The organism is Vibrio sp. PSi01 (assembly GCF_054960695.1).
The window spans coordinates 11,838-24,885 of sequence record NZ_JBHNYN010000003.1 but is presented as its reverse complement, the minus strand read 5'-3'; the positions used below and the strand labels follow the sequence as shown (position 1 = coordinate 24,885).

Here is a 13,048-nt window from a genome sequence, read left to right as displayed (position 1 = left end):
ACCAGTGTTTGCTTCTATATAGGCCATCACCTCATTCAGTGACCAAGCGTGTTTATAGGCTCTTTTACTCATTAACGCATCGAATACGTCTGCCAGTTAATAGCGTATGCGCTATTGCTTAACTAAAGTGCTGTTAATGATGATCTGGACGTTAAATAACCATTTTGAAATTAAATGAAAAGATAAATAGGATAACGCACATGCTTTATGCCATCATAAAGACATAAACAAGGGCAATGGAAATAATGCCCAAATGATTGAGCTAGAAGCGGTCAGTGATGACGGTGTTCTAGAGTATATTCAAGGCCGTGAGCTGCCTTGAAAAAGGTAATGTTATGACTGAAGAAGAAAGAATCGAACTGCAACAAAACAACCCTCTACATGGCTTAAAGCTTGAAACCATGATTACTGAGTTAGTCGATCACTATGGTTGGGAAATTTTGGATGCAGCAATGCGCATGAACTGCTTTAATACTAAACCAACGGTAGCAAGTGCGGTTAAATACCTGAAGAAGACAGAATGGGCTCGTGAGAAGGTTGAAAACTTCTACCTTTACCGTTTTAAGCGTATGCCTAAAGCTTCAGATATTGAGTATCAGATGCCACCACGCTCACGCACGTTCCGTCACGGGTTAGAACCTCGTGAACCAATGGAGTTGACGGTTGAGTCTATCCACGCTTCTCAAGCTAAAGCTGCATCTGCATTTAAAGAACGCCGAGGCGGTAACGGTCGTAACTTTCGCCGTTAGCAAGAGCCGTCTTTAAAAAATGGCATTGTTAGCCGCCGTTAGATAAGGCGTAGATAATTAATGCGCCTAATTAGACAAGCGAAAAACACAAAAGGAGCCTAAGCGCTCCTTTTTAATACGTATAACTATTAAATCCGTCTAAAGCTTATTGTTCTTGAGCCTTAAGCTTCGCGGTGCTTTCTTTGATTCTTCCAAAGGTCAACGACATAGACAATGGCGCTGATCAGTAAGAATAGCGCTGACACAGAAAACAGAGCGGGCATCTTTAGGATCCACGCGAATGTGGCAGCAAGAAAAGCGACAAAGCAAATGAGTCGACTTGATGACATGACATGACCGAGTTTAATGTTCATAACGCCTCCTAATGAAGTCTCACTTTCGACAGGAGAATTATCCCATGTCTATTGGAATAAAGGCTAAAAAACAGTCTAAATTGTTATCAAATTTACTAATTGACAAACTCGCCTCACACATTTTAGCTTGGCTATTTTATAGGGCGTAAAATAACCAATTGAGGGGATTTGTCACTTCTTCATGCTTAACGATTTACGTTGTGTTTTGCTAACGAAAGGCGTGATTACTGTACGAAGTAATTTGAATAAAAGCTAGTTGATATAAAACCTAGTTAGCATAGAAGAAGTAAGCGGTGATCAAAAAGCTAGCGATGATCACAGTAGTACGGACATACTGTTGTGGGATACGACGAGAGATTTTAGCTGAATAGTAACCACCGACCAATGTCCCAAATAAGACAGCTATGCCTGATGGCCAATCAATCGAACCATTCACGATAAAGAACACGATTGCCGCGAGTGACGCGCATGCCGACACCAACAGTTTGATGCCATTCATCACATTGATATTGGTATATCCAGCCAGTGCCAAGTAACTCAATGTCACAATGCCTAATCCTGCATTAAAATAACCACCATAAACACACACGATAAGTAACATCAAAGCAGAAAATAATGCTCCAGCGCTGTTGGCGTGTTTGTGTTTAGCTGTGAGTTTCTTAAGCCATTGATTTAGTGTTCCACCGAAAGTAAAAAGAAGTGCTGCAAAAAGCAGTAACCAAGGAACGGATTGAGTAAACAATGCTTCTGTTGTGTGTAGCAATAAAAACGCACCGATACCCCCACCAACTACACACAAAGTGATGACGATCTTGAGCTGCTTAGTACCTGATTTAATCTCGTGTCTAAGTGCATATGCACCACTGATGTAGCCCGCACATGAGGCAAAGGTGTTGGTCGCATTAGCGGCTATCGGAGGGACACCAGCGAATAACAGAGCTGGAAATGTGATGAAACTGCCGCCACCAGCGATGGAGTTAAGTACACCACCGCTAACACCTGCTGTAAATAAGATGAGCAAATCCAAAAGCAAAGACCAATCGAGTTGCATTATAATTTCGTTCCTTCTGGTTATTTTGTAACGGAATTGTGACTAGACTATCACTAAGTATTTATTTTGTTTATTAAATATATGATCTTTCATAGAAGACGTTTCGTTTGATGAGAATGTAAATTGAACTAATTGTCACAGTCTATAATCATAAATCTGTGACTTTTTATTTTTGAACAAGGGAATGACAATGGAAAAACGAGTTAAAAACGCGAATTTAGGACAAGATCAAAGACCTATCCCCCAGGAAGCTTTTGATTGGTATGACGAATATGCTCATGGGGTAATCGACAGAAGAGAATTTATGCGTAGGCTTGGTGGCCTTGCTGTACTTGGTTTTACTATGTCCACATTAACCAGTGCTTTGATTCCTAATTACGCACTCGCCGAGCAAGTTTCATTTAACGATCCTTCTATAACGGCGAGCTACGCTCAGTTTTCGTCTCCCAAGGGGCATGGAGAGTGCCAAGGTTATTTGGTTGTACCTAAAGATCTTCAAGGTACGGCTCCCGTTGTTCTTGTGGTGCATGAGAACAGAGGTCTAAACCCGTACATCAAAGATGTTGCGAGGCGCTTAGCTGCGCAAGGTTTCATTGCGTTTGCACCTGACGCTTTATTCCCTATCGGTGGTTACCCAGGAAACGATGATGAAGGGAGAAGCATGCAGAAAGGAATGGACAAGTCTAAGCTTGAAGAGGACTTCATAGCAGCTGCGCTGTTCTTGAAAGATCATGAACTCAGCAATGGGAAACTTGGTGCGGTTGGCTTCTGTTATGGTGGTTATGTGGTAAACATGCTTGCTGCTACGATACCTGAAAAGCTCAATGCTGGAGTGCCTTTCTATGGTACACCTGCGGCTGATGAAATTCGCGAAAGAGTGAAAGGCCCGCTGATGCTTCAGTTTGCTGAGTTAGACAAGAGAGTAAACAGTACATGGCCGGATTATGAGAAACGTCTAAAACTGAATGAAGTTGATTACACCGCTTACGTTTACGAAGGTGTGAACCATGGCTTTCATAACGATTCGACAGGGCGTTATGCCGAACAAGAGGCCGAACTGGCTTGGAGTCGTAGCTTAACATTCTTTAAGGAGCATCTAAGCGTTTAGAAGCATGTGAGCTTGATGAATTGAAGCGACATACAAATGATATAGATAACTCACGAGTTGTTGGTTAGAAGGTCGTGCATCAAAAAAGCCCTAACAGGACAAATGTCTGTTAGGGCTTTTTAGTAACGTGAGATTATGCTTCTACGGGTTTAGCTTTAAATTTTTGAAATAACTTGAGGAGTATAGGGCTGCTTAACACGAGCACCGCTAAAATAGTGAAAGTCATTGTAATTGGACGTTCCCACAAGAAGCTTAACTCGCCATCGCTGATCATCAACGCACGTCTTAAGTTCTCTTCCATCAAGCCTCCTAAAATAAACCCAAGCAGTAATGGTGCGAGAGGGAAGTTTGCTAACCTCAGTGCTATAGCAGCTATCGCGACGATTAACATCACAAACACATCCATCGTGTTGAACGACACCAAATAGACACCTGTGATAGAGAAGAACAGTATCATTGGTAATAGCACCGTTCTTGGTACAGCAAGCAGTTTAGATATGTAAGGGATAAGCGGTAGATTCAAAATAACCAGTACAATGTTGCCAAAGTACATTGAGATAATTACAGACCAAAATACATCTGGGTGCTCAACGAATAATCGAGGCCCCGGTTGAATACCGTAAGCGATTAGGGCACCAAGCATGATTGCGGTAGTACCAGAGCCGGGAATACCAAGCGTCAGTAGCGGAACGAATGAACCACTTGAAGCTGCGTTGTTTGCTGATTCAGGAGCAACAAGACCACGGATACTGCCTTTACCAAATTCTTTCTGTTTGTCTTTCGGTGCCAAGCTTCGCTCCATACCGTAACTCAAGAAAGCGGCAATGGTTGCGCCAGCACCGGGTAAAACACCAGTAAAGAAACCTAGGATCGAAGAGCGAATCGAAACGGGGGCGACTTCTTTAAACTCTTCTTTGGTCACTTTCATACTGCCAATATCGGCCATTTTCTGGCTTTCTTCGCCGCTAGTGTCTTTTTCTGGTTTTAAAATACCCATTAAAGTCTCACCTAGAGCAAACGTTGCCATTGCCAATAGTAAAAAGCTAAAGCCATCCATTAGATCGGTTAAGCCAAAAGTGAATCGCTCAACACCAACGCCTTTATCGATTCCAACGGTGGAAAGCATTAAGCCTAGGATAGTCATCATCCACGCCTTCACCACTTGACCAGGGCCTGCAAATGCGGCTACGGCTGATAAACCTAGTAGCATTAGTGCGAAGTAGTCAGAAGACTGAAAGCTCAATGACACGCTTGCGAGTGCTGGCGCTGCAATCAACAGCATAATGGCTGAGAGCGTGCCACCAGTGAAAGAAGAGTAAGCCGCGAGTGCGAGTGCTTTACCCGCTTGTCCTTTCTGCGCCATTGGGTAGCCATCGAACGCGGTGACGACCGTTGAAGAACAACCTGGAGCATTGATTAAGATTGATGACGTAGATCCACCAAAAACCGCGCCGTAATACACACCAGCCATTAAGATGAGGCCAGAAGAAGGGTCTAAGCCGTATGTAATAGGGATCATCAACGCAATGGCTGAAATTGGTCCTAATCCCGGAAGCATCCCGATAAAGGTACCGACGAAGCAACCCACGATGACCATCATGATGTTCATTGGCATCACAGCGGTCGAAAGCCCTTGTAAAATTCCATCTAACATAATGTTATCCCTACCAAAGAGTGAAGATTAAACCAGGCTCTAGGTAGATATCTAAGCCTTGAGTTAATAGAAGAAAGAACGCGATAACGAAAGGAAACGACGCGCCAAATAAAACAGCTTTACGGCGTTCACCCAATAAGTAAAAGCCAGCAAGCAAGAAGAAGCTCGTTGCCAGAACAAAGCCAAGGTAAGTAAGACCAACACCGTACAGTGCCATCAATACTAAAAAGCCAATCAGTAGTTTCCAATCAAAGTCAGAAATAGCTCCGCTGTCTTTGTCTACTTGTCCGGTGACAAGCAATACTAACGATAAACCAATACCTGCAATGGTTAGTAATGTTGGTAATGTGCGAGCCGTAAAGGGTTCGTACTCGTCGCCAGGGAAAAGGGGAATGAGTGTGGTTTGATAGCCGTAGCAAAGGCACACGAGTAAAAAAATCATTGCCCCGACGCGATCGCGACATAGCAAGTATTCTTTACTTAAAAATTTGGTTGGTAGGTCCGACATATCCAACTCCGTTTAGGGTGGTATAGAAAAGTAAAAAACCGTACATGAGCGAGTTAATGAATAATGTCTGGGATCACTAACCTAAGGTAAGCGGATTACAATGCTTAATGTTCAAGCCACTTGCGTCTACAACGATTCGACAAGTTTTAGTAATTCGATACGGATAAACAAAGGAGTTTGAAGTTAACTCATGTACGGCGAAACAAGAGAATAGTGAAGAGGGTATGGGTAAGATACCCTCTCTAGTATTGGTTATTTCAAGAAACCAAGCTCACGCATGAGGTCGCCCATTTGCTTTTCTTGATCTTCTAGGAAGGCGTAGAAGTCTTTGTCAGCTTTGTAGTTGTCAATCCAACCATTACGGTCACGGACCACCTGCCATTCGTCGGTCTTGTACATCTTGCCAAGCGCTACATTCCATTCATCAATCTTTGCTTGGCTCGTGCCTGGAGCTGCAAAGAAACCACGCCAGTTAGCAAATACGGTTTCGTTGCCATATTCCGTGAGCGTCGGGATGTTTGGTGCAGCATCAAGTCGTTTTGGTGCCGTGACTGCAAGCACTTTAACTTGACCCGATTTAGACATCTCTAGCACTTCACCAAGGCCTGTCGAAAGCAGCTGTGTTTCGCCAGATAGTAGAGCAGCCATCGCTTTACCTCCTGCATCATAGGCGATGTAACGTACTTTCTTAGCGTCGAAACCTTCGCCTTTAAACGCTGCAGCGACTACTAGGTGGTCCATACTGCCACGAGCTGAGCCGCCTGCAATTTTTACTTTACGGGGATTGGCTTCAAATTCTTTAACCACGTCTTTCCAAGAGTTGTATTTAGAATCCGCAGACGCCACGATTGCACCGTAGTCGGCAATGGTTGCAGCAACTGGCGTTAGATCTCGGAAAGATTGAGGGAAAATCCCGGTCAACGAGCGTACAACGATAGGAGTCGAGTTAACCATCAGTGTATCTTCCTGACGCTTAGCGGTCTCGATTAGATGAGCAATAGCTTTACCACCACCACCACCAGACAAGTTTTGGAAAGAGACATTTTCTACGATGTCTGATTTGACCAATACATCACCCGTACCACGAGCTGTCATATCCCAACCGCCACCAGCGCCGCCAGGGATTAGGAAGTGGATTTTCTCTACGTCAGCAGCAAAAGTGTTGAAAGAAAAGGTAGCTGCGATAATAGAAGCCGCAAGAGTAGGTTTCAGTGCCTTGAACATGGTTCACGTTCCTTATGTAGGGGATCTCTTCAATGGAGAGAAACTTATGTTTTATATATAGCTGCTAAACACGAGTAGGACATTGCTTAGCAGGTAAGGTTAAAGTTAACGATGTGTTAATGAATTGTCTTTAATGCGGCGATATTGAGAATAAAGAACATTGGGTGAATAAAGTTCATAAAGTTTACGGGAGGGATTAATGTCACTATTCGCTGTGAGACATAAAAAGAAGGGCACATCAGCCGTCTTCTTTGTCTTTGTATGCGAGCGATCAGGTGCCTATGCGGAAAATGAGCTGCGTTTGACTAGTTCGGCTGTAAGTTGTCGACACATCGTTTTTTAAATCATTTTGGAATAGGCAAGGGGTTGAAGGGTTCTTTTCTGATTGGATTCATAAGAAACAAATGTTTAAGTTATTTATTGTTCGTTTTTAGCAAGTTTTATTGTTTATAAAAAATACTACCTTAGTCTAAATTGTCGACAATCCACTTGATTGTCGACAATTTGATCGTGTATTTTATGTTCATGTTATGAAATTGTTGACAGTTAGGGTCGGCAATCAGAAGTGAGCAGCGTGAATATGAATACTGCGATAAAAGATCTCACCTTAAGTGCAAACACGAAAACTCGTGTGAGCGATAAAGAAAACACTAAGTCAGAAAATCTGACGGAATACCTCGTTGAGGCGATTGTGGACGGTGAATTAGCACCGGGCAGTAAGATCTCGGAGCCTGAACTGGCTAAACGCTTCGAGGTAAGTCGAGGTCCTTTGCGTGAAGCGATAATGCGGGTCGAAGGGCTTGGCCTGATCGAACGTATTCCTCATGTCGGAGCTCGAGTTATTACCTTTTCTGCAGAGAAACTGCTAGAGCTGTACGCGGTGAGAGAAGCATTGGAAGGTATGGCTGCGCGATTAGCAGCGAGGCACATCACACAAGATGAGTTGATTGGGCTTGAAGGCTTATTGTCGACACATTCTAAACATATCGATGAAGTCGAAGGTTCATCATACTTCCATCAACATGGCGACTTCGATTTCCATTACCGCATTATCAAAGCGAGTCGTAACAGCAAACTCATTTCGCTGTTGTGTGACGAGCTTTATCACCTATTACGAATGTACCGCTATCAATCGCCTAGGGCTCAGTCTCGACCAAAAGAGGCGCTCGATGAACACAAATACATCCTACAAGCGATTCGTAATCGAGATGAAGAGCTAGCAGAAATGCTAATGCGACGACACATCTCGGGCAGTCGATTGCTGATAGAACAACAAATTCAATCCAAAGATCTTGATTAAGCGACCATTGGAATCTGTCAGCGGATCAGTGCTGGCGATAACCAAAAGCCGTAAGTCTTAAAGGTTAGCTAGAAATAAACAATTAACAGGGAGCGTCATTATGAAGTTATCAGCAGGAGCAAAGTTCCGACAAGCTGTGCAAGACAACGACCCATTGCAGATCGTCGGTACGGTGAATCCGTATTGCGCGATGATGGCAAAGAACTTGGGGCATCAAGCTATTTACCTATCTGGTGGAGGCATCGCCAATGCGTCTTATGGTTTGCCTGATTTAGGTATCACCACATTGAACGATGTGTTGGTGGATGTTGAACGTATTACCAATGCGTGTGATTTGCCTTTGCTGGTGGATATCGATACGGGTTTTGGTGGCGCATTTAATATTGCACGTACCATTCGCGCTATGGAGAAGGCAGGCGCAGCTGCAATTCATATGGAAGATCAAGTGGCCCAGAAACGCTGTGGTCATCGACCAAATAAAGCGATTGTTAGCCAGCAAGAGATGGTCGATAGAGTCAAAGCGGCAACCGATGCTAGAACCGATGAGAGCTTTGTGATTATGGCGCGTACGGATGCATTGGCGGTTGAAGGTATTGATAGTGCGATTGAACGAGCGATTGCGTGTGTTGAAGCGGGCGCTGACATGATTTTCCCTGAGGCGATGAATCAGCTAGACCAATACGTGAAGTTCTCGGCGGCGTTGAAATCAGCAACGGGTAAGCACGTGCCTATTCTTGCGAACATCACTGAGTTTGGCCAAACGCCACTCTACAACTGTAACGAGTTGGCCCAATCAAGTGTCGACATGGTGCTTTATCCATTGAGTGCGTTCCGTGCGATGAACAAAGCGGCGGAGAATGTTTACAAGCACTTGTTAGTTGAAGGCAATCAAGAAGCTCTGTTGGATTCAATGCAAACCCGTAAAGAGCTTTACGAACACCTGAATTACCACGACTACGAAAACAAGCTTGATCAGTTGTTTTCAAGTGAAGGGTAAATCCCGTTTCAATTAATCCAAAATCAACTTAATCCAATAACGTGAAATGGTTAGTCGCCATATCCAGTACCGATGATAAAGATCATCGGACATATAAACAGGCAGCACCAAAGAGTGCAGGCGGCTAATACAGAAAAGGAGTTCATCATGTCTGTATCTTTGAGTGATAAAGCAGCTGTCGAAAAGGCTTCAACAGAAAACCAACAACAAAGCGAAAAACCCGAAAGCAAACCAGCAAGCGCACCTGCAATCGGTGGTGCTGGTCTACGTGGTCAGAGTGCGGGAACTACGGCGCTATGTACGGTAGGAAAATCAGGAACCGGCTTAACCTACCGTGGTTATGATATTACCGATCTTGCTAATCACGCTCAGTTCGAAGAAGTGGCGCACCTGCTACTAAGAGGTCACTTACCCAATGCCAAAGAGCTAGACGATTACAAAACATTGTTGGTTGGTCTACGCGGCTTACCTCAACCTTTGAAAGCAGCACTAGAGCTTATTCCTGCAGACGCTCACCCAATGGATGTGATGAGAACGGGTTGTTCAATGTTAGGTAATCTAGAGCAAGAGTCTGACTTCTCTGAGCAACTGTTCGCGACCGAACGAATGCTTGCGCTTTTCCCTGCGATTATTTGTTATTGGTATCGCTTTAGCCACGATGGCGTGCGCATTGATACTGAAGATCAAAGCGAAGTCTGTCTGGGTGGCTACTTCTTGAAAATGCTAACAGATAAAGCGCCGAGTGAACTGCATAAGCAGGTAATGCACTGTTCGCTAACGCTTTACGCAGAGCATGAGTTTAACGCATCTACTTTTGCTGCCCGTGTCTGTGCATCAACACTGTCAGATATTCATTCGTGCGTTACAGCAGCAATTGGCACACTAAGAGGTTCTTTACATGGCGGTGCGAATGAAGCGGCAATGGAAATGATCCAAGATTGGAAAACCGCCGATGAAGCAGAAACTAACATCATGCAGATGCTTGCTAACAAAGACAAAATCATGGGCTTCGGTCATGCCATTTATCGTGAAAGCGACCCACGAAATGCTCTAATCAAGCGTTGGTCAAAAGAGCTAGCTCAAGAGGTCGGTGATAAACAGCTTTACGCCGTTTCAGAGCGTGTTGAAGCGGTTATGAAGCGCGAGAAAGGCTTGTTCTGTAATGCTGACTTCTTCCATGCATCGGCCTATCACTTCATGGATATCCCTACCAAATTATTTACGCCTATCTTTGTGATGAGTCGCCTTACCGGTTGGACGGCGCATGTGTTCGAGCAAAGAGAAAACAATCGCATCATTCGTCCAAGTGCAGACTACACCGGGCCAGAGCATCAAGAATGGTTACCTATTCATCTACGTTAGCCCTCTATAACGAGCCGACTTATGTCTTGAGGTGACTTCCGTCTTCATACGACAAGGCCTCAAGAACCAACGAATAGAATTTAACAGATAATGGTGGATGTATGTCTGATGTAAAACTTGAACAAGCTCAGTACCTTGATAAAAATCAGTACCGGAAACTTTTACCCGGAACTCATTTAGAGTATTTCGATGCTTGCGAAGCGGTAGAAGCGATATCTCCGGGCAGTTATAAAACCTTGCCTTATACGTCGAGAGTATTGGCAGAGCAATTAGTAAGACGCTGTGATCCTGAAATCCTTGAAGACAGCTTAAAACAGATCATTGAACGCAAGAGTGACCTTGATTTCCCTTGGTATCCTGCGCGTGTGGTGTGTCATGACATTCTTGGTCAAACAGCCCTAGTAGATTTGGCTGGATTAAGAGACGCGATTGCCGACCAAGGCGGAGACCCTGCCAAGGTGAACCCAGTGGTCGAAACTCAACTGATTGTTGATCACTCTTTGGCTGTGGAACATGCCGGGTTTGATAACGAAGCATTTGATAAAAACCGCGCGATTGAAGAGCGCAGAAACGAAGACCGTTTTCATTTTATTGAATGGTGTAAAACCGCGTTTAAAAACGTGAGTGTGATTCCTGCGGGTAATGGAATTATGCACCAGATTAACTTGGAGAAAATGTCTCCAGTGATTCAATCTAAAGAAGGCATCGCGTTTCCTGATACCTGTGTCGGGACCGATAGCCATACTCCTCATGTTGATGCTCTGGGTGTTATTGCAATAGGTGTAGGTGGTTTGGAAGCTGAGACTGTGATGCTCGGTCGTCCATCGATGATGCGCTTGCCTGATATCGTGGGCGTTAAACTGACGGGTCAACGACAAGAAGGGATAACCGCAACGGATATTGTGCTTGCGATTACAGAGTTTCTTCGTAATCAGAGAGTGGTTTCCAGTTATCTAGAGTTCTTCGGTGAAGGGGCTCGTGCACTGACCATTGGTGACCGCGCAACTATATCGAATATGACGCCAGAATACGGCGCGACAGCAGGTATGTTCTATATCGATGAACAGACCATACAATACCTAAAGCTGACAGGACGCGAGCCTGAACAGGTTGAGTTAGTTGAGCTATACGCTAAGCAAACTGGCTTATGGGCCGATGATTTAGATTCCGCTCAATACGAGCGTGTGCTTGAGTTTGATTTGTCTAAAGTTGAGCGCAACCTTGCAGGGCCATCCAATCCCCATCGTCGTTTACCAACCAGTGAACTTGCCAAACAAGGCATTAGCCAATCATCGTGGAAAGAACAACATTCGGCGAAATATAGCGATGAACAAATGCCCGATGGTGCTGTGATTATTGCTGCAATTACTTCTTGTACAAACACCAGTAATCCAAGAAACGTAGTCGCCGCAGCATTGGTGGCTAAGAAGGCCAATCAGCTTGGGTTAGTTCGTAAGCCATGGGTGAAAACCTCTTTTGCTCCGGGTTCTAAAGTTGCCAAGCTCTATCTTGAATCTGCAGGTTTGCTTCCTGAGTTGGAACAGCTTGGTTTTGGTATCGTGGGCTATGCGTGCACTACCTGTAACGGAATGAGCGGGTCCTTAGATCCTAAAATCCAACAAGAAATCACCGACCGCGACCTGTATTCAACCGCTGTGTTATCTGGGAATCGAAATTTCGATGGTCGAATTCATCCTTATGCTAAACAAGCGTTTTTAGCCTCACCGCCATTGGTGGTTGCTTATGCCTTGGCAGGCACGATTCGCTTTGATATCGAGAAAGACAGCTTAGGTAATGACAGCAATGGTAAGCCAATCTATCTAAGTGATTTGTGGCCAAGTGATGCCGAAATTGATGCGGTTGTCGGTGAGCATGTTAAGCCTCAGCAATTCCAACAAATCTACGTGAAAATGTTCCAGCCAGACGAAGAGCAGGTGACTACTGAACCGCTTTATGATTGGAGACCTAAAAGTACCTATATTCGCAGGCCACCTTATTGGGAAGGAGCTCTTGCGGGTGAACGAAGCCTTTCAGGTATGAGACCGTTAGCGATTCTTGGCGACAACATCACCACGGATCATCTATCACCTTCAAATGCGATTCTCGCTTCGAGTGCGGCAGGTGAGTACTTGGCGAAAATGGAAGTGCCAGAAGAAGACTTTAACTCTTACGCGACCCATCGAGGTGATCACTTAACCGCGCAACGAGCAACATTCGCCAACCCTAAGCTGTTTAACGAAATGGTGAAGGACGCTGGGGAAGTCGTGCAAGGTTCATTGGCAAGAGTTGAACCCGATGGGCAAGTTACGCGAATGTGGGAAGCGATAGAAACCTACATGAACCGTAAACAGCCTTTGATTGTCGTGGCGGGTGCGGATTATGGACAAGGTTCATCACGAGATTGGGCTGCCAAAGGTGTGCGTTTAGCGGGTGTTGAAGTGATTGTGGCAGAAGGGTTTGAACGAATTCACAGAACCAACTTGGTTGGCATGGGCGTACTGCCTCTGCAATTCAAAGCGGGGACCAATCGCAACACCTTAGAATTGGACGGTACCGAGCTTTACGACGTTTATGGTGACATCCAAGCAGGTTCTGATTTGGCTCTAGTCATTACTCGTAAAAACGGTGAAAAGCTTGATGTTCCCGTGACCTGTCGACTAGACACTGCAGACGAAGTGAACGTGTACAGCGCTGGTGGTGTATTGCAGCGTTTTGCCAAAGACTTTCTTGCACAGTAGGAGC

11 protein-coding genes are annotated in these 13,048 nt (G+C 44.7%); 6 read left to right on the top strand and 5 right to left on the bottom strand.

Annotation, left to right across the window (positions count from 1 at the left end; all coding sequences use genetic code 11):
• Positions 1 to 335: 335 nt before the first annotated feature.
• Positions 336 to 749 (top strand): VF530 family protein, encoded by a 414-nt coding sequence (locus ACFI6G_RS05635; RefSeq protein WP_010438513.1) that lies wholly within the window; start codon positions 336 to 338, stop codon positions 747 to 749.
• A 161-nt stretch (positions 750 to 910) separates the two neighbouring features.
• On the opposite strand, the gene ACFI6G_RS05630 is transcribed toward ACFI6G_RS05635, so the two are convergent.
• Together ACFI6G_RS05630 and ACFI6G_RS05625 are read right to left on the bottom strand one after the other, a co-directional pair.
• Positions 911 to 1,102 (bottom strand): hypothetical protein, encoded by a 192-nt coding sequence (locus ACFI6G_RS05630; RefSeq protein ID WP_010438515.1) that lies wholly within the window; start codon positions 1,100 to 1,102, stop codon positions 911 to 913.
• Positions 1,103 to 1,370: 268 nt separating this feature from the next.
• On the bottom strand, positions 1,371 to 2,153 hold the full coding sequence (locus ACFI6G_RS05625) for a sulfite exporter TauE/SafE family protein (protein WP_010438516.1): 783 nt from the start codon (positions 2,151 to 2,153) through the stop codon (positions 1,371 to 1,373).
• Positions 2,154 to 2,343: 190 nt separating this feature from the next.
• On the opposite strand from ACFI6G_RS05625, the gene ACFI6G_RS05620 reads away from it, so the two are divergent.
• Positions 2,344 to 3,261 carry a dienelactone hydrolase family protein gene (locus ACFI6G_RS05620; RefSeq protein WP_010438518.1) on the top strand — a complete coding sequence of 306 codons (918 nt, stop codon included), beginning with the start codon at positions 2,344 to 2,346 and terminating at the stop codon, positions 3,259 to 3,261.
• Between the two features lie 133 nt (positions 3,262 to 3,394).
• Here the strand turns inward: ACFI6G_RS05620 and ACFI6G_RS05615 are convergent, their stop codons facing one another.
• The 3 genes from ACFI6G_RS05615 to ACFI6G_RS05605 form a co-directional block, all read right to left on the bottom strand.
• Positions 3,395 to 4,915: a tripartite tricarboxylate transporter permease gene (locus tag ACFI6G_RS05615; RefSeq protein WP_010438519.1), complete on the bottom strand. Its 1,521-nt coding sequence runs from the start codon at positions 4,913 to 4,915 to the stop codon at positions 3,395 to 3,397.
• Between the two features lie 10 nt (positions 4,916 to 4,925).
• Positions 4,926 to 5,423, bottom strand: coding sequence for a tripartite tricarboxylate transporter TctB family protein (locus tag ACFI6G_RS05610; RefSeq protein WP_010438521.1), 498 nt, complete (start codon positions 5,421 to 5,423; stop codon positions 4,926 to 4,928).
• A 252-nt stretch (positions 5,424 to 5,675) separates the two neighbouring features.
• Positions 5,676 to 6,647: a tripartite tricarboxylate transporter substrate binding protein gene (locus ACFI6G_RS05605; protein ID WP_371965279.1), complete on the bottom strand. Its 972-nt coding sequence runs from the start codon at positions 6,645 to 6,647 to the stop codon at positions 5,676 to 5,678.
• Between the two features lie 580 nt (positions 6,648 to 7,227).
• Here ACFI6G_RS05605 and ACFI6G_RS05600 point away from each other — a divergent pair.
• From ACFI6G_RS05600 to acnD, 4 genes are all read left to right on the top strand, one after another.
• Entirely contained in the window at positions 7,228 to 7,947 is a 720-nt protein-coding gene (locus ACFI6G_RS05600; protein WP_371965278.1) for a GntR family transcriptional regulator, read from the top strand.
• Between the two features lie 100 nt (positions 7,948 to 8,047).
• Positions 8,048 to 8,944, top strand: coding sequence for a methylisocitrate lyase (gene prpB, locus ACFI6G_RS05595; RefSeq protein WP_009846616.1), 897 nt, complete (start codon positions 8,048 to 8,050; stop codon positions 8,942 to 8,944).
• A gap of 147 nt (positions 8,945 to 9,091) precedes the next feature.
• Positions 9,092 to 10,306: a bifunctional 2-methylcitrate synthase/citrate synthase gene (gene prpC / locus ACFI6G_RS05590; protein WP_010438532.1), complete on the top strand. Its 1,215-nt coding sequence runs from the start codon at positions 9,092 to 9,094 to the stop codon at positions 10,304 to 10,306.
• A 101-nt stretch (positions 10,307 to 10,407) separates the two neighbouring features.
• Positions 10,408 to 13,044 (top strand): Fe/S-dependent 2-methylisocitrate dehydratase AcnD, encoded by a 2,637-nt coding sequence (acnD, locus tag ACFI6G_RS05585; RefSeq protein WP_016795601.1) that lies wholly within the window; start codon positions 10,408 to 10,410, stop codon positions 13,042 to 13,044.
• Positions 13,045 to 13,048: the final 4 nt, after the last annotated feature.